The organism is Pseudomonas sp. F-14 TE3623 (genome assembly GCF_053629015.1).
This window is the reverse complement of record NZ_JBRJHM010000001.1, coordinates 3,111,332-3,131,812: the sequence shown is the minus strand read 5'-3', so window position 1 is coordinate 3,131,812 and position 20,481 is coordinate 3,111,332. Positions and strand designations below refer to the sequence as shown.

Genomic DNA, 20,481 nt, shown 5'->3' with positions numbered 1-20,481 from the left:
AGTTGGCTTACTCGGAAGTGGTCAGGGCATGCGACATGTCCTGACGTTGGGATGTACCGGTTTCACCGGCTTGCGCCACATCGGCTTGCGGAACCGGGTGACGCAGCAAGAAATACGACAGGGCTGGAATCAGGATCAGCGCGCCGAGCATGTTCCACAGGAACATGAAGGTCAGCAGGATGCCCATGTCGGCCTGAAACTTGATCGGCGACCAGACCCAGCACACAACGCCCGCCGCCAGGGTGATGCCCACCAGGCCCACCACCCGCCCGGTAAACGACACGGCGTTGCGGTAAGCCTGACTCAGCGGCAGGCCCTGGCGCTGGTAATGCAACTGCACGCTGAGCAGGTACAAGGCGTAGTCCACGCCGATGCCCACGCCCAATGCGATCACCGGTAGAGTCGCGACTTTCACGCCAATGCCCATGGCCACCATCAACGCCTCGCAAAGAATCGAGGTCAGGACCAGTGGCAACAGGGCGACCAGGGTTGCGCGCCAGCTGCGGAAGGTGATCAGGCAGAACAGCGTCACCGCCGCATAGACGTAAAGCAGCATGGTGCGGTTGGCCTCGCGCACCACAATGTTGGTCGCCGCCTCAATCCCGGCCGACCCGGCCGCCAGCAGAAACTGGCGATCTTCGCTGTTGTTCTCTCGGGCGAATTTTTCGGCGATGCCCACCACGGCATCCAGGGTCTCGGCCTTGTGATCTTTGAGAAAGGTGATCACCGGCATCAACGAGCAATCGGTGTTGAACAACTCCGGGGAGTTGACCGAGGCTTGCTGCGCGGCGTAGTTCAGCACGTCCTGATTGCGCTGGATGCTGTTGAGCTTGGGGTTGCCTTCATAAGTACCGGCGGTGATTTGGCGCACCGCGTTGACCAACGAAGCCGTGGCCTGTACGCCCGGATACTGCTGCAGCTCCCAGGCCAGACGGTCGGCTAGAACCAGCGTCTTGTAGTTCAAGCAGCCTTCCGGCGCGGTCTTGATCATCACCGCGAACAGGTCGCTGGACAGCGCGTAGTGGCTGGTGATGTAGGCGTTGTCACGGTTATAGCGAGAGTCGGCACGCAACTCCGGTGCGCCACTTTCCAGGTCGCCGATCTTCAGCTGCAAACTGACCATGAAGCCGCCGATGCCCATCAGCACCGCGACCAATACCGCCCCCGTGGCCCATTTGCGCGTCGTGAAGCGGTCGAGCAAGTCCCACAGTTTGCCGAAGCCTTTGTGCCCTTCTGCACGCGTGTCGATTTTCAGCGCACGCTCGGCAGCCTTGGTGCCGACGCCGACATAAGACAGCGCCACCGGCATCAGCAACAGCGAAGTAAAAATCAGCACCGCCACACCGATACTGGCAGTGATCGCCAGGTCGCGGATCACCGGAATGTCGATCAGCATCAGCACCGCGAATCCGACAGCGTCGGCCAGCAGCGCGGTGACGCCGGCAATGAACAGGCGGCGGAAGGTGTAGCGTGCGGCGATCAGCTTGTGGGTGCCACGGGCGATGTCCTGCATGATGCCGTTCATTTTCTGCGCCGCGTGAGACACACCGATGGCGAAGATCAGGAAAGGCACGAGCACCGAGTAAGGATCGATGGCATAGCCCAGCCAGGCGACGATACCCAGTTGCCAGACCACTGCGATCAGCGAGCAGCCAACCACCAGCAAAGTGCTGCGCACGCATCGGGTGTAGGCGTAAATGATGATCAGCGACGTGACGACGGCCAGGCCGAAGAACATCATCACCTGGATCAGACCGTCAATCAGGTCGCCCATCAGTTTGGCGAAACCGATCACCCGGACTTTGTACTGGCCCTTGCCCTCCTCCCCGGCCTTGCGTGCCGCGCTGTCACCGGCGAACTCGATCTTGTCGCGCAACTGCTCTTCGAGCATCTGCGAAAAGGCGTGGTAGTCGATGCGCTGACCGCTGGCCGTGGCTTTGTCCAGCAGCGGAACAATGAGCATGCTCGATTTGTAGTCGCTGGCCACCAGACTGCCGACGATACCGGCGCGGGAAATGTTCTGGCGCAGCTGTTCTATTTCTTCAGGCTTGCCCTGGTAGGTATCGGGCATCACCGGGCCACCCTGGAAACCTTCCTCGGTGACTTCGGTCCAGCGTACCGCCGGGCTCCACAACGACTTCATCCAGGCACGGTCGACGCCTTCGGTGACGAACAGCTGATCGTTGACCTGCTTGAGCACGTCAAGATAAGCGGGGTCGAAGATATCGCCCTGAGTGTTCTCCACCACCACCCGTACCGAGTTACCCAAACCGCGCAGCGACTGACGGTTTTCCAGGAAATTCTGAATGTACGGCTGGCTCTGCGGAATCATCTTTTCGAAACTGGGACGCAGCTCCAGGCGAGTCGCGGCCATGTAGCCCAGCACCACGGTGGCCAGCGCCATCAACAGCATGAACAGCGGGCGATAGTTGAACACCAACCGCTCCAACCGATTGCCGGAATGGCGGTCGAAATCCCGCAGATCGCGGATCACCGGCATGGTTTCTTGTTTGGTATGGCCCATGTCTGGGTTCTCGCTCTAAGGGTTCGAGGGCTTATTCAACGGACAGCGTCCGTGCACCACGGCTGCCAACTACCACCAGTGCACCGTCGGCGGACTGAGTGGCGCCGGTCACAGGTGTCGGTGCCCGTTGCTGAACCAGATGCAATTGCGCACCGAAGCCCTGGCTGACCAGCATCTGCCCGCCCTGGGTGAACAAGCGGTAATTACCTTGGGCATCGACGATGCCGGCGGTGATGCTGACGTGCAGGCCATTCTTCAGCGGGGTCCAGCTGTGACCGCCATCGGTGCTGCGCAGCACATTGCCGCGCAAGCCGTAGACGAGCGCTTCGCCGGGCTTGCCGAGCACACCGAAAAAACTGCCCTGATAGGGTGTCTGCACGGCGGCGAACCGCTGTTGGGTGTCATCCCACTTGAGCAACAGGCCCTGCTCTCCGGCGATGTACAGTGCATCACCGGTAGAGGCGATGGCGTTGAGGTGAAAGCCCTGCGGGTTGTCGGTGCGATCCTGAAACGGCGTCCAGCTCTGGCCGCCGTCTTCGGTGCGCAGGATCAGGTTGAACACCCCGACCACATAGCCAAGGCGCTCGTTGGCGAACCAGACATCGAGCAACGGTTTGTCGGCGCCCTGCGCCATCAGGCGCTCACCTTCGGCGACCAGCAGTGGCCATTGTTCGTTGCCGGGTTCTGCACTGGCCAACGCGCCGTAATGCTTGACCAGCAAGGCACCGATCTCGCGGCCGTCCAGTTGTTTGCGCCAGGTCGCGCCAGCGTCACTGCTGTGCAACACCACGCCGTCGCCGCCCACCGCCCAGCCTTGGGTGGCGGAAGGAAAACTCACGGCATTGAGGTCGGCACTGACTGGCACCGCTGCCTGCTGCCAGTGTTTGCCGGCATCATCGGAATACAGAATGTGGCCACGCTGCCCGACTGCGACCAAGCGGTCGCCGGCGCGGGCCATGCCGGATAACGGGCTATTGGCGGCCAAGGCGCTGACCCTGGCCGGCAGATCCAGCACGTCGACATAAGCGGACGCCTGACTCATGCCCTGCAACGTTGCAAGCAGAACGCCGAGCGCCAGCTGCAGATAATTTTTGTACGAACACATACCGCGTCCTCTTCGGATAACCGCGCCGGGACACACGTCCGTGTGCCTGACGTTCCAACCTGGCGCCCGCAACAATCGGCATGCGCCGACCGTCGTGCGGTCCCCTGCCTTGCAGGCAGCAGACCGAACGGACGCTTTGTCACGGTTTGCTTAGCGAATCCCGCTACCGGCCAGGGACTCTGGCGACCACTGCGCCTTGGAGAGCGGATCGATGTACTTGATGCCGCCGTAAGGCCCGACCACACCGTTGATGTTGTAGGAGCCACCCACCAGGTCGTAGATCATGAAGGGCGTGGAGTCCGGGATCTGCTTGTCGTAGCTCTGGCTGAGGAACGCGAACGAGCCACGGTACAGCTGACCACGGGCGTCGTATTGGTCAGAGGCCAGAGCGGTCCAGCTGTCTTCATCGAGGTAGAAGCGACGCTTCTGATAGATGTGCCGGGCACCGGCCTTGAGGTTGCCCTCCACCACCCAGACCCGGTGCTTTTCCCAACGCACATAATCCGGTGCCAGGTGATTGGCGGTGGTCAGCGACTTGGGATCCTGGGCGTAGGTCAGTTTGTAAGTATTGTAGGGCACGATCATTTCCTGCTTGCCCACCAGCTTCCAGTCGTAGCGGTCCAGTGCACCGTTGAACACGAAAACATCGTCGTAGGTGCCGGCACCGGCGGTGCCTGGGTTAGGCGTGTCGTAAGCCAGGTTCGGTGCCAGCTTGACCCGGCGCTGGCCAGGCAGGTATTGCCAGGCGCGGCGCGGTTGCTGCAGCGGGTTGGCGGCGTCCTTGAGCATCACCGCTTCACCGGCCCGGCGCGCAGGCCCGGTATAGGACAGCTTCATCTGGTAGTACACGTCGGCGCTGCTGATCGGCTGCGCCAGGTTCTCGTAGATCGGATAGGAAATGAACGCCTGCCCGGTGGTCGCCAGGGTCGGCACGCCAGCGGAATCGACGTTCCAGGAGTCGTACTTGGAGTTGATGTTGACCCCCTGGTAACGCAACAGGAAGTTCCACATCGCCTCGTTGCCCGACTGCGGAATCGGGAACGGCACACCGGGCAGTACGTTATCGATGGCCAATCCGCCTTCCAGAGACTTGGCGTCGGTGGCGTTTTTCACGCCATTGTCCAGCACAGCCTTGGGCAACGAGACGGTACGGTGAGTCGGGTAGACATTGACGTGGAAGCTTGGGAAACGCTTGGCCAGTTCCGCCGTGGTTGCACTGAGCAAGCCCTTGTACTGATCGACGTTTTTGCCATCGATCACCAGCAACGGTTTTTCGTTGACGAAGGGATCCGGACGCATGCTGTCACCGGATTTGAAACTGGCCGGCGGCGTGGTCAGGCCACCGTTGTAGGCTGGGATGGAACCATCAGCGTTCCCGGCCTTTTCGGCGCCCACCAGGGTCAAGCTGCTGCCCAACTTGGCAGCGTCCTGAGTTGAAACAGCGGCCTGTGCCTGGGCGGCAAGGACCATGGCCAGCGAAGCGGCCAACACGGTTTTTGCGAATTTCATCTTGTTATTCTCCTGCTTGCATTGAGCAAATCAGTGGTGAATCAAAAAGTGGTTTTCATCGTCAGGTAAACGGCGCCACGGTCCTCAGTCGTGGCCCCACCACCGGAGAAGGCCGAGTAGCCACCGCCGTAGCACGCGTAGTTTTCATTGCCGCTAAAGGCATTGGGGGTGGAGCCGTCGCCGCTGCCGGCATTGGCGGCACCGGTGCTCAAACCACTGGTGTCGCACTTGTCGGTCTTGCCGAAGGAGTCCACGTACTTCAGGTCTACGAAGTATTTGTTGTACACAACGGCACCCACGCCCACGGCATAGTTGCCGGTGTCTTTGGCACCGCCACCAGACACCGGTGAGACGCCGTCAAGGCCGACGTTGATGGACATCGGCGCGTTGAGGTCGACGCCGGGAAATACCTGGTACCAGGTCGGCGTGAAGTTGACCGCGATGCCCCAGTTGTCCCGGGTCGGCTGGTCGATGCCGCGATAGGTGTCATTGCCCTTGTAGAGCGCCTCGTTCTTGCTATCGAGCTTGAGCAAGTTGCTGTAGTACAACTCGGCGAGCAGGCTGGCCGAATCGAACACCGGTGTTTTCGGGAAGGTCATCAGGCCGTTGAGCGTCCAGTGCAACGTGTCACCGGTGGCACTCATGCTGTCGCCCTTTTGCGGGGTGTCGTAGATCACACCGGTGGCCGCCGTGCGGGCCGGCAACAGCCCCAGGCCTGCGCCCAAACCCCGCGGCCCTGTCGAGCTGACAACGGCGGGAATACTGGCCAGCGGCATGTTGTGGCGAATGTTCAGGTCTGAACCGACGCTGATACCGCCCACATCCTTGGACAAACTCAGGCCGACGATCTTGATGTTGTCGGCATAGGCCAGCTGATAGGTGCTGGTGCTCAGCGAGTTGAGGGTGTTGACCACAGCGGGCACCATGCCGGCAGGCGGGGTGCCATTGGGATTGGCCGAGGTCAGGCCGGTGGCATTCAACCAGGCTTGCGGCAGGATCTCCGAGGTTTCGCGGTAGTAAACGCCGAGGGTGCCATCCAGCCAGGCCGGCGACCACTTGGCCATCACGCCCCAGTCTCCGCGCTTGTCCGGCGTCAGGTCGTGACCGCGACGCACATTGGTCAGCCCGTTGCAGGGCGCCAGACCACAACCCAATGGACTGCCCGGCACCACGCCATTGGTGTTGCCCAACAGGAACGACTGCGCACCGAAGCCGACCAGATCGGAACCGCCGTAGTAAGTACCGGCTTCAGGCAGGCGGGCGGCATCCCAATCCAGGAAATACTGAGCGCCCACGGTCAACTCGGGATTGACCGTGAATGACATCGACAACTGGTTACGCGGAACGAACAGCTCCTTGGCTTCGGTACCCGGCGAGGCGGCCAGTTTGGCCAGGTCGAGGCCGGACTGGCCGTAGCTGATCGAGTGCACCGGGCTGAGGATGGTTTCACCCCAGAACACGTTGTGCTGACCGGCCTTGACGCTCAACAGCGACTCCTCGCCCACTTCGGTGCTGTAGAACACGAAGGCATCGAGAATTTCGCCGGATGGACCGGTGTAGTAACGCTGGGCGTAGTTGCTCAGATGCGGGCTGCCATTGCCGACATTGTCGCCGGTGACCCCGGCCAGGCGCGGATCGTTGGCGACCAGACCCGACCGTGCGTCATTGCCGTTGACGAACGGGTTGGAATTGGAACCGGTGTTCTCGTAGGCCTTGTCGTACCAACTGGCGGCACTGACGCGAAAGCCCATGTGGTTCTGGTAGACCACATCCATTTCGGTCAACAGGTCAACACGGTTGGTGATGTTGGTTCCGGCCTTGCGGAAGTTGTAGTCGCCATCGTTGTTGTTCGGTGTCGCCAACATGCGCTTGTCGGCGCTTTCGGTGCGTACGCCGTAGTTGTACTTCACGGTGTTATCAAAACGCACGGTCCAGTCCGGGTTACCTGTGTCGAGTTCGACCGCCTGCGCGACCGGCACGGCGGCGGCCAGAATGGCCGAGGCCAACAAGGTGTAACGCGAGGGTGCGAACCCGTGACTCTTATTGTTGTGCATTGCGTTGTCTCCGCCTTTTTGTATTTGTTTTAAGCGCAGCCGCCCTCGCGCAACCCTTGTTCCAGGGATTTGCGTTTTTCAGGAGTGAGGGCAAATGCCGGATGGCTGGGGCCAACCGGCGCCTGAACTAGCGATCCAGCGCCAGGATGAGTGCTTCGGCTTGCGGCCAGTGGCCAAACCCTGCAGCTGGATTGAGGTGGCCCACGTCGCCCAGGTTGAGCAGTTCGCTGCCCCAGCCTTCAGCCAGGTGAGTGGCGGCATCGAAGCTGGCGAGGTGGTCGTTGGTACTGGCGGCCACCAGACTGCGGAACGGCAGTGGCCCTTTTGGTAGAGGATTCCAACCCTGGGTACGCAGGGTTTCAGCGGACGGGTAGCCTTGTGGCCAATGAGCATCGAGATCCGGAGGGGTGGCCAGCAGCGCGCCCTTGATCGGCCGACTGTGCTGCGCAGCCCAGTGCGCGACCATCAGCACACCGGCGCTGTGAGCAACCAGAATCACCGGCCCGTCGATCTGCTCCAGCGCGTGCTGGATCGCTTCGACCCGCTTGGCGCAATCGAGCTTGTCGGTTTCCAGCGGCGGCACACTGCGCACTTTGCAGAGCCTTGCCTCAAGCAGCGTTTGCCAATGCTCGGCAACGTGCTCGCGCAGGCCCGGTACGATCAGAACGGTTGCGGCAGTTTGCAGTTTGTCCACTTCAACACCTTCGCTTTCTCGATGACTCGACTGGCTCTATCGCCAGGGGCTTTTTGTAGGACTGACATTAAAGAGCGCCCACCCGAGGTGCTTTTCATTGGACGTCAGGCACTTTTCTTTTCATGACAAATTTCCACAAGTTGGCGTGCCCCGACCACTGGTCGAAAATCCCCCCAGCTTCGCTGTGGGTCACTGTAATCAATGGGTGAGCGTCGATTGCTCGACGACAACGCAGCTGCTTCTGGACAGAATCGGGCGAGCGCCCTCGACAACGTCACAACTGTTCAATTGCTGATGTGCTGGATATAGTCGCCACGCTCATCTGAATCGCAACCGGCCCAGGAAAGACCTTCGCATGCCCAAGCTTGTTCGCGCCGCCGTCTTGACCAACTACCTGGAGGTCACCCAGTACCTGGGGTTCAATTCGCGTGATGTGCTGGCCGGCGTCGGCCTGAGCAAAGCCCTGCTACAAGCGCCTGAACACCGTATTCCCATTGATGCCGCCGTACGCCTGCTGGAAGATTCGGCCGCCGCCAGTGGCTGCCAGAGCTTCGGCCTGAGCATGGCCGAGTCGCGTCAGCTCTCGGACTTCGGTGTGGTCAGCTTGTTACTCAGCCACCAGCGAACGCTGCGAGATGCGTTGCAAGTGTTGGTGCATTACCGGCATCTGATGAACGACTCGCTGGCCCTTTTCATTGAAGAGGCCGGCAAGATGGTGATCATTCGCGAAGAGGTGGTTACTGAATCGCCGATGCCTTGCCGGCAAGCCAATGAACTGGCCATCGGGGTGATGTTCCGCCTGTGCGCCGCCCTGCTCGGCACCCACTGGCATCCCTACAGCGTCAACTTCACGCACCAGCCTCCCGACAACCTGCAACTGCATCGTCGCCTGTTCGGTTGCAAGCTGGAATTCGGCAGTGAGTTCAACGGCATTGTCTGCTCCGACGCCAGCCTCGACGTGACCAACCCCAATGCCGACCCAGCCATGGCGCGCTATGCCCAGAGCTACCTCGACTCGCTGCTGAGTCACGAAGGTCCCTCGATGCTGTTCGAGGTGCGCAAAGCCATCTACCTGCTGCTGCCGATGGGACGCGCCACCATCGAGCAGATCGCCCAGACCCAGGGCATGAACGTACGCACCCTGCAACGTCGCCTGAAAGACGACGGCTGCGCCTTCAACGACCTGATCAACGACGTGCGCCGCGACCTGGTGTTGCGCTACCTGGAAAACCCGAACTACTCGTTAGGGCGCATTGCCGACATGCTCGGCTATTCGATGGCGAGTTCCTTCACACGCTGGTTCATCACCCAGTTCGGCATGCCGCCCGCCGCATGGCGCAGCGCGCAAAAGCACACCCTCAAAGCTCCGCCGGACCTGACCACCCTACCCGGCTCCAGCGAACCCTGAACCGGACGCAACAGACGCAGGGCATGCAAAAAAAAAGCGGCGACTGCTGGTACAGTCGCCGCAAAAGAACCGGTGTCTGTGACACCGGCCGAGGAATCCTGTGGCGAGGGAGCTTGCTCCCTCGCCACTGTTTTGTGTACCTACATTCCCCAGCGCAGCAACAGCAGCACCAGCACGACAAGGAACACCGTCTCCCCCACCATCAGCAGGATCGGTTTGATGCCCACCGCCGCCAGCTCCTTGAGCTGGGTTTTCATGCCCAGGGCGCTGATGGAAACCACCAGGCACCAGCGCGACAATTCATTGACCGATCCCTGCACCACCGGAGCTATCCAACCGGTGCTGTTGATACAAGCCAGAATCAGAAACCCGACGGCGAACCATGGCAGCAGCGGCGGTCGTTTGCCGGCCGGGTCAGCGCCCTGCATGCGGGTAATCATGGCGGCGCAGACGATCACCGGCAGCAGCATGGCAACCCGCATCAGCTTGATCACCGTGGCCGTATCGCCGGTCTCGGTCGACATGCTGTAACCGGCACCGACCACCTGGGCGACATCGTGGATGGTGGCGCCGAGGAACACGCCCGCCACTTGTGGCGACAACGACAGCCAGTTGGCAATCATCGGGTACACGATCATCGCCAGGGTCGACAGCGCCGACACCCCGATCACCGTGAATAACGTCGCGCGTTCTTTCTGCGGATGGTTCGGCAATGCCGCCGCCAGCGCCAACGCCGCCGACGCACCACAAATCGCAGTGGCCCCACCGGTGAGCATGCCGAACAAACGCTGGAATCCCAGCGCCTTTGCCGCGATCACCGAGACGCCGATCGTCACCGCCACCACAATCACCACCAGCGCCACAGGCTTCCAGCCCAGCGCGGCAATCTGTTCGAGCGTGATGCGCATGCCCAGCAACGCCACACCAATGCGCAACACGGTGCGTGCGGTGAACTCGATGCCAGCCTTGCAGGCGCCGTCACCGGCCAGAAAGTTCAGTGCCATGCCCAACAGCAAGGCAAACAGCATCACCGGCGCGCCGTAATGCTCGGACAAAAAGGACGCGGCCGCCGCCACGATCAGACTGACGACAAAACCCGGCGCCAGTTCGCGCGTTCGGCTATGGATACGGGTGAGAGCGATAGCGCTCATGGCACGGACTCCTCGGGAACGATGACGATAAATGCCTGGCCGTCGATGATCTCGACCGGGTAGTTGGCGACTTTGAGCTGGGTTGAATTGAGCAAATAACCGCTGCGCAGATCGAAGCGCAGGCCATGGGCGCAGCACTGAATCACCCGCCCCTCAAGGCGCCCGCCACACAGCGAGGCGCCCTGGTGCGGGCAACTGTCGTCGATGGCGAACAGGTCACCTTCGACGTTGAATAACGCCAGGCTTTTGCCATCGAATTCGAACAGTGCACGACCACCCGCCTGCGGGAGTTTTCCGGCAGGTACAGGGACACGAAGACTCATATCGGTTGCCGCTCACGAGCACTTTCTTTCAGGGCTTCGCTCATGGCCCCGAGTAGCGCTTCGGCAGACTGCGCGCCCACCATCGTCATCCGACGGTCGAACTGAAAGCTCGGCACGCCGCTGGCGCCGCCGGGGAATCCGTCATAGGGACTGGCGTCGCCCTTCAGGCAGTCGGCCACAGCTTCTGCCTCAATGCCGCAGGACCGGACAATGGCAAGCAAGGTCTCACGGCAACCGAGGTCTTCGCCCTTCTGGAAATAAGCGGCGAACAGACGCTCGAACAAGGCGTCACGCCGGGCAGGATTGCCCAGTACGCTGACACGCTCCAACAGCCGATGGGCGTCTGCGGTATTGGGCATGGTGGCTATGCGACTGAAGTCGATGGACACCCCCACTGCCTTCGCGGCCTGCTGCACCTGGGCCTGCCGCATGGCCACAGCGTCGGCATTGCCCAGACGCTTGCGATAGAAATCGGCGAAAGGTTCACCTTCTACCGGCAACTGCGGCAGCAACTGCACGCCATGCCACACCGTGGTGACCTGCACATCCGGTTGGCGACTGCGAAACTGTACCTGCGCATGCTCCAATTGGCGTTTGCCGATCAGGCACCAGGGGCAGATGAAATCGAAAAACACATCAATACGTAAACGACGACTCACAACTTCACCTCTAACCCGGCTTCGCTGACGGGGTCAGGAAGGCTCTGTCCTTGAAGGCGGGCAATATCTTTGTGGTAATGACACTTGGCATAAAAGAACACGGCCGCTGCCGCGATGCTGACCAGCGGCACCATTTGAAAAGCTGCATGCAAGCCGATGAGGTCGGACACCTTGCCGGTGATGAACGGCCCAGGCGCCAGCCCCAGCATGTTGTTGGCCAGGGTCAGCGTGGCGAAGGCCGTGCCATGGACCGAGTAATGGGTCAGGTTGGCAACCATGGCGCCGCAAGGGCCGGTCGTGCCGGCGGCAATCAACATGCCCAGGCAGATCAGCACCAATTGCACAGGCCCTGCCGGCAGCGCGAACGCCGCCGACAACAGCAGACAACTGCCCAGACAATAGGCGATGGCCAAAGCGACTTTGCGCTCCGGCGAATGGCGACACAGTCGATCGCTGAGCATGCCGCACAGGATCATCCCGGCACCGCTGCACAGAACGATGATCGCCGCGACTCCCCCCGCCTTGTCCGTGGCCATGTCGTAATAACGATTGAGGTAACTGGGCATCCACACAATGACGGTGCCGCCGACGAACAGTTGCAGGCCACTGCCGATGTAGGCAGCGATCACCGAGCGGCTGGAAAACAGCGTACGCAACGGACGCTTGACCGCGGCAGCCGTTTTGTTCGCTGCCTGAGCGGCACGTTGCGGCGCAATGCGTGCTTCCTTGACGATGATCGGGTAAAGCACCGCCAGCAGCAGGCCGAACAGCGACATGCCGGCGAACGACCAGCGCCAGCCAAGCTTGGCGGCGATTGCACCGCCCAGCGCCATCCCTAATACCGAACCGAACATGCCACCCGCCATGAAGGCACTGGCCAGGGTTGCACGCATGTGTTTGGGAAACACCGAAATCACCACCGCGATACCGACGCTGCCGTACGCCGCTTCGCCAACGCCGACCATGAACCGTGCAATGAACATCTGCTGATAGTCCTGCGCCAATGCGCAGCCCAGCGTTGCCAGGCTCCACAGCAAAGCCATCAGCGCCAAGCTCTTGACCCGGCCGAAGCGATCCGCCAGCAATGACAGGGGAAATGTCAGCAGCCCCACCATCAGGGCGACAATGCCACTGAGCAGGCCGAGCTGACCGTCGCTCAAGGCCCATTCGCCCTTGAGCATCGGGAACACCGCGTTCAGCACCTGACGCGACATGTAATCGGAAATCAACAAGCCGAACGTCAGTGCAAAGACGATCCAGGCATACTTGCGCGCAACGCCGACGCCACTGCAGTCATCATCGTCTGCGGCGATTGGGTGAAAGGCCATGCAGCCTCCTCAAAGCTTCGTTTTATTGTTGTTATCAAGCGTGTTGCAATGCAGCGAGCGGAAAGCCATTGACCTCCCGCGTCGTCTGCCGATCAGCCGCGTTGCGGCACACCTTTCTGCCCGGCCTTGCGGTTGGGGGCCATGCCATTGGCCAACAGGGTTTCTTCGATGCTTTGGTACTGCACGCCGATGCGGTAGATCTCGCGGGCTTCTTTACCCGTGGCGATTTCGCGACCCAGTTCATGGGCGATGCGCACGGTCTGCTTGATCTGCGCAACTGAGCCGAAACGATCGCCCTTGTGATCAATGATAGTGTCTTCATTGCCCACACGCGGGTGCATACCCATGGCCATCGACATGGTGTTGAACGGCATGACGTTCTTGAGCAGCGACTCGGAGGTCAGGGTGCAACCGTCTGGCGCGCGGTGGATGAAGTTGAAGAAGTTGAACGGATTGGGGCCATCGAAACCACCGCCGATACCGATCCAGGTCAGGTTCAACGGGCCCTTGTAGACGCCCTTGCGCACCAGGCGCTCAAGGGTTTCCATGGCATGCATGCCGGTCAGCTGGAAGTGCGGCTGGATGCCGTTGTCCATCAGACGCTTGAGGTGCTCCGCGACCCAGGCCGGGCCGGCCGGTACGGTCATTTCGCTGTAGGCCGCCTGATAGGCAGGATTGGCCAGGGACGTGCCTTCCAGGTATTCCGGATACAGCAGCTCCATGATGTTCATCTGGGTGGTGTTGATGGCCACCGTGACCTGATCCGGTTTTGGCGTCAGCTCGGCCAGCATGTGACGAGTATCGTCAGACAGCCACTTGGCAGCTTCGCCATCGCTTTCCGGCGCGAAGGAAATCGAACCACCGACCTGGATGATCATGTCCGGCACGGCTTCACGCACACCGGCGATCAACTCGTTGAACTTGGACAGACGCTTGGAACCCTTGCCGTCCAATTCACGCACGTGCAGGTGCAATACCGTTGCACCCGCCTCATAACAATCAACCGCCTTCTGCACCTGCTCGTCCATGGTCAGCGGGATGTCTTCAGGAAAGTCTTCCGGCATCCACTCGGGGCCATACGGGGCCACGGTGATCACCACCTTTTCCATGTTTTCCGGGTGCAGGGAATCGTCGAAGAATTGCATGAGTTACTCCTATTCTTATGATTGTTCCGCCCACCCGGGATCGTGCCGGGCAGGCGTGTCTACGAGAGCGAATGCAGCGGCGGTCGATCAGTAAGTCTTGTCGCCGATGATGCCGGCGCGCTCCATCTTGCGATGGCACGGCGGGTAATCCATGACGGCGTAGTGCTGGGTACTGCGGTTGTCCCAGATGGCGATGCTGTTGGGTTTCCAGCGCCAGCGCACCTGATACTCGGGGATGTAGGCCTGGCTGATCAGGTAGCGCAGCAGCTCACTTGCGCCCGGATTGGCGTCCTGGCCGAAGCGCACCCGCTCGGGGGTGTGGTAATTGCTCAAGTGCGTCGTGAAGGCGTTGACGAACAGCACCTTCTCCCCGGTTTCCGGGTGGGTTCGCACCACCGGGTGCTCGGCATCCGGGTACATCGCCTTGAGCGCCAGACGCTTCTCGATCGGCATGGCGGCACCGAAACTCGCTTCGATGCTGTGGCGCGCGCGCAGGTCGGCGATCTTCACCTTCACGTCTTCCGGCAAGCGCGCATAGGCCTCGACCATGTTGGCCCACATGGTGTCGCCGCCCACCGGTGGACACTCCACGCAGCGCAGCACGCAGCCCATCGGCGGCGCCTCGCGCCAGGTAGCGTCGGTGTGCCAGGCGTTTTCGTAGCGGTCCATCGGCTGGTCCGGCCGCTTGTAGATGCGCACCAGCCCTGGATGATCCGGATCACTGCCGGCCACCGGATGATCCTCCAGTTTGCCAAAGCGCCGGGCAAATGCCACATGCTCGGCGCGAGTGATGTCCTGATCACGCAGGAACAGCACCCGGTGCTTGAGCAACTGAGCACGAATCTCGGCAAAAAGACCGTCGTCATGCACCGCGTCGGCGAGGTTGACGCCCACCAGCTCCGCGCCAATGCTGCAGGTCAATTGTTCGACTTTCATGGCAGACAACTCCCTTAAATGACGAAAATCGATGAGCCCGTGGTTTTGCGTGATTCCAGGTCGCGATGGGCCTGCACGGCATCCTGCAAAGCATAGTGCTGGTTGATCTCGATCTTGATCCGACCGCTGCCGACATGGTCGAACAACTCGCCCGCCAACACGGCTTTTTCCGCCGGGTCGGTGATGTAATCGGCCAGGGCCGGCCGGGTCATGAACAGCGAGCCTTTCATCGCCAGCAATACCGGATCGAAGGCCGGGATCGGGCCGGATGCCGTGCCGACACACACCATCAAACCGCGACGCTTGAGCGAGTCCAGCGAGCCCATGAAAGTGTTCTTGCCGACACTGTCGAACACCACGTTGACCCCCACGCCGTCCGTCAGCTCGCGAACGCGTTGGGCGACGTCTTCATGGCTGTAATTGATGACATGCTCGCAGCCATGGGCCCGGGCAATTTCACCCTTGGCCTCGGTGGACACGGTGCCAATGACGTTCAAGCCAAGCAGCTTGGCCCACTGCGAAACGATCAGGCCCACGCCACCCGCGGCGGCATGCAGCAGAATGCTGTCGCCGGCCTTGAAATCGTAAATGCGCCGCATCAGGTACGAGGACGTCAAGCCGCGCATGGTCATGGCCGCAGCGGTCTCGAAACTGATGGTTTCCGGCAGCTTGATCAGCGGCGCGGCCGGAATCAGACGCTCGGTGCTGTAGGCACCCAGGGTATTGAGAAAACCGGTGTAGGTGACGCGATCGCCGACTTGTACGTTGGTCACCCCTGCGCCGATGGCCTGGACCACGCCGGACGCTTCAACCCCCATGCCGTTGGGCATCGGAATCGGGTAAGTGCCATTGCGAAAGTAGGTGTCGGCATAGTTCAGGCCCACCGCCACATGACGAAGACGAACCTGGCCTGGACCGGGATCGCCGACGTCGACCTCTTCATAACGAAGGACTTCGGGACCACCGGTTTCGTAGAAGCGTACGGCTTTGGCCATTTTTTCTTATTCTCCAGTCTCAAGTTGGGCGTGCTGCGTCGAATTGCGCTGATTGGACTGTAGGACGCCGTCTGGCGAGTCGCTTCTCATCAGACGACAATGGCTTTTCATTTCATGACAGTGTGCGTTGCATCAACGTCTGCTATGGATGACTTATCCAGTGCCTCTCGATACCCTGCGCACCTCGGTATGATGGTGTTCCAGGTCAAACCACCTCCCCTCCAGACGAGCATGTGATGAAATCCCCTGCAGGTTTGCTGCTGTCGGCTATTGAGCTGGACCGTGCCAGCGCCATCCCCCTGTACCGCCAACTCTATTTGCAGATTCGCAAACAGATTCTCAGCGGAAAAATGCAAGGGGGCGTGCGCCTGCCGTCGACGCGGACCCTGAGCAAAGAATTGGCGCTGTCGCGGATCACCATTCTCAATGCATTCGATCAGCTGATTGCCGAAGGTTTCCTGGCCTCGCGCACTGGAGCGGGTACCTATGTCGGCGATGAGTGGGAGAGCCGAGGGATTGCCGACGAAGAGCAGCGCCAGCCACCGCGCCTGTCCGACCTGAGCCAGTCCATGCTGTCGCTGCGCAGCAGTCACTTTCGCGGGGTTTCCTATACCGATTGGGACCCCGCGACCCCCACCTCATTCTTGCCCAGCCACAGTACCTACGACGCGTTCCCGCTCGCGGTGTGGCGGCGCTTGATGAACCGCCACCTGCTCAAGCCGACCAAGGCCATGCTTGGCTATGGCGAACTGCAAGGGTTACAGGCCTTGCGCACGGCGATTGCCGAGTACGTCTTTGATGCCCGTGGCATCGACTGTAGCGCCGAGCAGGTGGTGATCGTTTCAGGGGCCCAGCAAGCCTTCAACCTGTTGGGCATGCTGTTGCTCAATCCGCAGGACAGCGTGTGGATGGAAGACCCGGGACACATCGCGGCGCGCATTGCGTTGCAGGCCCAAGGGGCTCAGGTGGTCCCGTTGCGGATCGATGAACAAGGGAATAGATATTCAGCAAGGCCTGACCGAGTGCCCTGACGCCCGCCTGGTGTTCACCACACCATCTCGCCAGCATCCCTTGGGCGTGACCATGAGTTATGCGCGGCGCCAGGCACTCATCGACTGGGCCGCGCACTATCAGAGCTGGATCATCGAGGACGATTGCGACAGTGAGTTTCGCTACAGCGGCCGCCTCCTCCCCGCGCTCTACGCCATGGACCAGATGGCTCGAGTGATCTACGTCGGCACCTTCAGCAAAGTCCTCTTCCCCTCGCTAAGACTGGGCTATGTGATATTGCCGCAAGCCCTGATCGAACCCTTCTGTACCCTGCGCGCGGTGATGGATCGCAGCCCGCCCACGCTTCTCCAGGCGACGACGGCGGATTTCATGCGCGAAGGCCACTTCCTCGGCCATATTCGCCGCATGCGGGCGCTGTACCAGGCTCGCCAGCAAGCACTCCTCGAGCAGCTTCAGCAACAGCTGGGCGGCTTCTTCAACATTACCCCGGTGGAAGCCGGCATGCACCTGATCGCCTGGCTGCCACCCACGCTTGATGACGACGTGATCGCCAGGGAATTGGCCCGGCACAACATCCACACCTATGCCCTGAGCGACTACTGCCTTGAGCACGTCCTGCCACCTGCCCTGCTCATCGGTTTCGCCGGGACGCCTGAGGGCCAGGCGCAGGAGCGCGTCGAAGCGCTGGCCCGGGCCTTGAGCAAAATGGGGTACCTGCAGGCCACTTGAGGTAAGTGGTCTTATGATTTAACTGATAATGGATCTATCGAGAGTTCCTGACTGGCGCGATAAAGGCTGCGCCGGCAGACCCGGCGTCTGACCAGGAACGACTCGAATGAACAATAAGATCCAAGAGCGATTCAATGCCTTGCTCAGCCACAAGGCTGCCGAGGCAGGAACACCTCCCCTACTGACAGAAGCATTGGCCCGCCAACTGCTCGACCGCCTTGGGCAGATGCGCTTGTTTGCGCATGCCTATCCCTTGCTGACCAACCTCACCCATGGCCGTGTCACACCTGCCGACCTGCTGGACTTCGCCTATCGCCACGAGCTGCAGGGTCTGAGCCTGCATTTGCTCGACGGCGAAGAAAACAGCCTGAGCCAAATGACACCCGCACAGCTACAGGTGTTTGCCGACAAGGCCAATGCGCTCGGACTGGATGTGCACCTGGAAATCAGCAGCACGCTGAAAAAAGATGTCGATCAGGTGATCGCCATTGCCAAAGCGCTTGGGGTTCGCAACATCCGCGTTTACTCACGTTACGAGGGGACGCTGTCCCGGGTCATGGACGTGATCGAGTCAGACCTGCACTACCTCGCGCAGCAGGCCGATGAGCACAACCTGTTCTTCGACTTCGAGCAGCATGAGGAACTCAAGAGCGCCGAAATCGCGCAACTGCTGAGCCGGCTAAACCACCCACGGCTGCATGCCTTGTTCGACTTCGGCAACATGATCAACGCCTGCGAACAGCCCCTGCCGGCGCTGCGGACCCTGGCGCCGCACATACGCCAGACCCACCTCAAGGGTGTGCGCATCGTCCCCGAGCACAACGGCTTCGGCCATTACGGCGTGCTGCAGGGCAGCGACGATGACGACCTGCCAAGCGCTCGCATGCTGTTCGAACTGTTGATGCTCGGCGACTCAACCCCGCAGGTGATCGCGTTCATTCTTGAGCAGGAAAACCACTACGTCGCCCCGGCGTTCCGCCAGACCTCTGAGGCTGCCGATCCGTTCATTGCGTACCGGGAAATGAGTGACACGCCACTCCCGGACGGCTACTCGCTCGAACGAATGCTCGCCGACGAACACCGTTGGGCGAACAACCAGGTCGCCTATGTACGAGGCCTGCTGGCCGAGTTCCGAACCCTGGCCGAGTTGACCCTGGCCAACCCCGCTAATCCCTGAACCTGACACGACAACCAGCACTGCTTACCCGAACACGCCTGGAGAACAATAATGACAACTCGTGACAAGGCCAAATGGCTCAGATTCCTGATTCTCATCCTCGGTGGCGGCACCATCTACAAGCTGGCGAACCTCAAGGACGCCTTCTACATCCCCATGCAAGAATTCATGGGCTTGAGCCACACTGAAATCGGCATGCTGCTGAGCGCCAACGCCATCATCGCCACCGCCCTGTTTGTCGTCGGCGGCATGCTCGCCGACCGCTACGACACGCGAAGACTGATCCCCATCGGCCTCATCGGTACCGGAGGCCTGGGGCTGTATCTGGCGACCTTTCCGCCGTTCAGCAATCTGCTGATCGTGTTCAGCCTGCTGGCCGTCTGCGCCGATTGCATCTTCTGGCCCTCGCTGCTCAAAGCCATCCGCAATCTGGGTGACGATCAGGAACAGGGTCGGTTGTTTGGACTGTTGGAAGGTGGGCGTGGCGTCATTGATACCTTGGTCGCCTTTTCTGCACTGGGCGTTTTCGTCGCCATGGGCTCCGGTGAAACCGGTCTGAAATCGGCAATCCTCTTCTACTCGGTCATCGACATTCTTGCCGGAACCCTGACCTGGTTCCTGCTCAAGGGCGGCAGCGCGCAGACGATTGCCAAGCCGAAGAACGGTATGTCGAACCTGCTCGAGGCCATCAAGGTGCCGGGTATCTGGCTGGTCAGTCTCAACGTGTTCATGGTCTATATCGTCTACTGTGGCCTGACCTATTTCATTCCCTATCTCAAGGAAATGTACGGGCTGCCCGTGGCATTGGTGGGCGCCTACGGCATCATCAATCAGTACTTCCTCAAGATCCTCGGTGGCCCCGCCGGTGGTTTCATTGCCGACAAGCAGTTCAAGAGCACCAGCCGCTATTTGAAGTGGGCATTCCTGGCCTTGCTGCCGCTGATGGGCGTCATCCTGCTGATCCCGAAAAGCCCGAGTTTTATCTATGCGGGCATGGCAGCCACGCTCTCGTTCGCGCTGATTGTATTTTCCATGCGCGGCGTGTTCTGGGCACCCATGGGTGAAGTCGGCATCCCTTCGCACATCACCGGTTCAGCCTTCGGTATCGGCTGCCTGATCGGCTACGCACCGGGCATGTTCGCTTACGTCATCTACGGCGCAATCCTCGACCATTTCCCGGGTCAACAAGGCTACAACTACGTCTTCAGCTTGATGAGCCTGTTGGCCGTTCTTGGATTCATGGTGTCCAGCCTGCTGTATAGGACTGTTCGGAATAAATCCATGGCAATGGGTGCGGTTAGCGCGGCGTAAAGCTGATCGGGTAATCGTCGCCTTCATTGAACAGGCCAAGGCCTTTCGATGGAGGCGGTCGGTTCACACTCTCACCCTGGACTTGAAATCGTTGAGGGTTGCGACTATCAGTGAGGTTCAATCCTTCGAGGGCAATAACATGCCAACGACTGAAGAATCGATAATCGCAGCAGCAAGGTTGCGCGCCGCATACCGGGGAGAAAACGAGGCGATGGCTGCGGCTTCAGCGCTCGAAGCCTTGGCCGTGCTGAAAAAAACATTAACGGGAGATAAGTACCAAGAGGCTCTCGAAAGGCTGTATCTCGAATACTCAACCTCTTGATCCGCCCGTGCCGCACTTGGCTGCGGCACATTGTTCGCCTATTGAGAGCGAAGCGATTTTCATCTGGGATGCAGTGCATAACAAAAATGCCCGCGTCTTG

Annotated in this window: 16 protein-coding genes and 1 pseudogene; 5 read left to right on the top strand and 12 right to left on the bottom strand. The window is 60.5% G+C overall.

Going from position 1 to position 20,481, the window contains the following annotated elements; translation table 11 throughout:
• Positions 1-7: 7 nt before the first annotated feature.
• From AB7M29_RS14580 to AB7M29_RS14560, 5 genes are all read right to left on the bottom strand, one after another.
• Complete coding sequence (locus tag AB7M29_RS14580; RefSeq protein ID WP_454247123.1) at positions 8-2,524, bottom strand: efflux RND transporter permease subunit; 2,517 nt, start codon at positions 2,522-2,524, stop codon at positions 8-10.
• Between the two features lie 31 nt (positions 2,525-2,555).
• A complete protein-coding gene (locus tag AB7M29_RS14575; protein ID WP_454247122.1) occupies positions 2,556-3,629 on the bottom strand; it encodes a WD40/YVTN/BNR-like repeat-containing protein in 1,074 nt (357 codons plus the stop codon).
• Positions 3,630-3,779: 150 nt separating this feature from the next.
• The gene (locus AB7M29_RS14570) at positions 3,780-5,138 is read right to left on the bottom strand and encodes a DUF1329 domain-containing protein (RefSeq protein WP_217857742.1); all 1,359 of its coding nucleotides are present in this window, start codon (positions 5,136-5,138) and stop codon (positions 3,780-3,782) included.
• Positions 5,139-5,179: 41 nt separating this feature from the next.
• Positions 5,180-7,192, bottom strand: coding sequence for a DUF1302 domain-containing protein (locus tag AB7M29_RS14565; protein WP_454247121.1), 2,013 nt, complete (start codon positions 7,190-7,192; stop codon positions 5,180-5,182).
• A 127-nt stretch (positions 7,193-7,319) separates the two neighbouring features.
• Entirely contained in the window at positions 7,320-7,886 is a 567-nt protein-coding gene (locus AB7M29_RS14560) for an RBBP9/YdeN family alpha/beta hydrolase (RefSeq protein ID WP_454247120.1), read from the bottom strand.
• A 355-nt stretch (positions 7,887-8,241) separates the two neighbouring features.
• On the opposite strand from AB7M29_RS14560, the gene AB7M29_RS14555 reads away from it, so the two are divergent.
• Positions 8,242-9,294 carry an AraC family transcriptional regulator gene (locus AB7M29_RS14555; protein ID WP_454247119.1) on the top strand — a complete coding sequence of 351 codons (1,053 nt, stop codon included), beginning with the start codon at positions 8,242-8,244 and terminating at the stop codon, positions 9,292-9,294.
• A gap of 140 nt (positions 9,295-9,434) precedes the next feature.
• Here the strand turns inward: AB7M29_RS14555 and AB7M29_RS14550 are convergent, their stop codons facing one another.
• From AB7M29_RS14550 to AB7M29_RS14520, 7 genes are all read right to left on the bottom strand, one after another.
• Positions 9,435-10,445: a YeiH family protein gene (locus AB7M29_RS14550; RefSeq protein WP_217857746.1), complete on the bottom strand. Its 1,011-nt coding sequence runs from the start codon at positions 10,443-10,445 to the stop codon at positions 9,435-9,437.
• Entirely contained in the window at positions 10,442-10,768 is a 327-nt protein-coding gene (locus AB7M29_RS14545) for a Rieske (2Fe-2S) protein (protein ID WP_217857747.1), read from the bottom strand. The genes AB7M29_RS14550 and AB7M29_RS14545 overlap by 4 nt, the downstream gene beginning before the upstream one ends.
• Complete coding sequence (locus AB7M29_RS14540) at positions 10,765-11,427, bottom strand: DsbA family oxidoreductase (protein WP_217857748.1); 663 nt, start codon at positions 11,425-11,427, stop codon at positions 10,765-10,767. Before AB7M29_RS14540 ends, AB7M29_RS14545 begins: the two co-directional genes overlap by 4 nt.
• Positions 11,424-12,755, bottom strand: a complete 1,332-nt coding sequence (locus AB7M29_RS14535) for an MFS transporter (protein ID WP_217857749.1) — start codon at positions 12,753-12,755, stop codon at positions 11,424-11,426. Before AB7M29_RS14535 ends, AB7M29_RS14540 begins: the two co-directional genes overlap by 4 nt.
• Positions 12,756-12,847: 92 nt before the next feature.
• On the bottom strand, positions 12,848-13,900 hold the full coding sequence (locus AB7M29_RS14530) for a BKACE family enzyme (RefSeq protein ID WP_038980143.1): 1,053 nt from the start codon (positions 13,898-13,900) through the stop codon (positions 12,848-12,850).
• Between the two features lie 87 nt (positions 13,901-13,987).
• Positions 13,988-14,836 carry a TauD/TfdA dioxygenase family protein gene (locus AB7M29_RS14525; protein WP_217857750.1) on the bottom strand — a complete coding sequence of 283 codons (849 nt, stop codon included), beginning with the start codon at positions 14,834-14,836 and terminating at the stop codon, positions 13,988-13,990.
• 14 nt (positions 14,837-14,850) lie between these two features.
• Entirely contained in the window at positions 14,851-15,831 is a 981-nt protein-coding gene (locus AB7M29_RS14520) for a quinone oxidoreductase family protein (protein WP_454247118.1), read from the bottom strand.
• 236 nt (positions 15,832-16,067) lie between these two features.
• On the opposite strand from AB7M29_RS14520, the pseudogene pdxR reads away from it, so the two are divergent.
• From pdxR to AB7M29_RS14500, 4 genes and pseudogenes are all read left to right on the top strand, one after another.
• Positions 16,068-17,571 (top strand): annotated as a pseudogene (gene pdxR / locus AB7M29_RS14515) (MocR-like pyridoxine biosynthesis transcription factor PdxR).
• A 106-nt stretch (positions 17,572-17,677) separates the two neighbouring features.
• Positions 17,678-18,748: a sugar phosphate isomerase/epimerase family protein gene (locus AB7M29_RS14510; protein ID WP_454247117.1), complete on the top strand. Its 1,071-nt coding sequence runs from the start codon at positions 17,678-17,680 to the stop codon at positions 18,746-18,748.
• Between the two features lie 51 nt (positions 18,749-18,799).
• On the top strand, positions 18,800-20,059 hold the full coding sequence (locus tag AB7M29_RS14505) for an MFS transporter (protein WP_454247116.1): 1,260 nt from the start codon (positions 18,800-18,802) through the stop codon (positions 20,057-20,059).
• A 139-nt stretch (positions 20,060-20,198) separates the two neighbouring features.
• Positions 20,199-20,381 (top strand): hypothetical protein, encoded by a 183-nt coding sequence (locus tag AB7M29_RS14500; RefSeq protein WP_052965386.1) that lies wholly within the window; start codon positions 20,199-20,201, stop codon positions 20,379-20,381.
• Positions 20,382-20,481 lie beyond the last annotated feature (100 nt).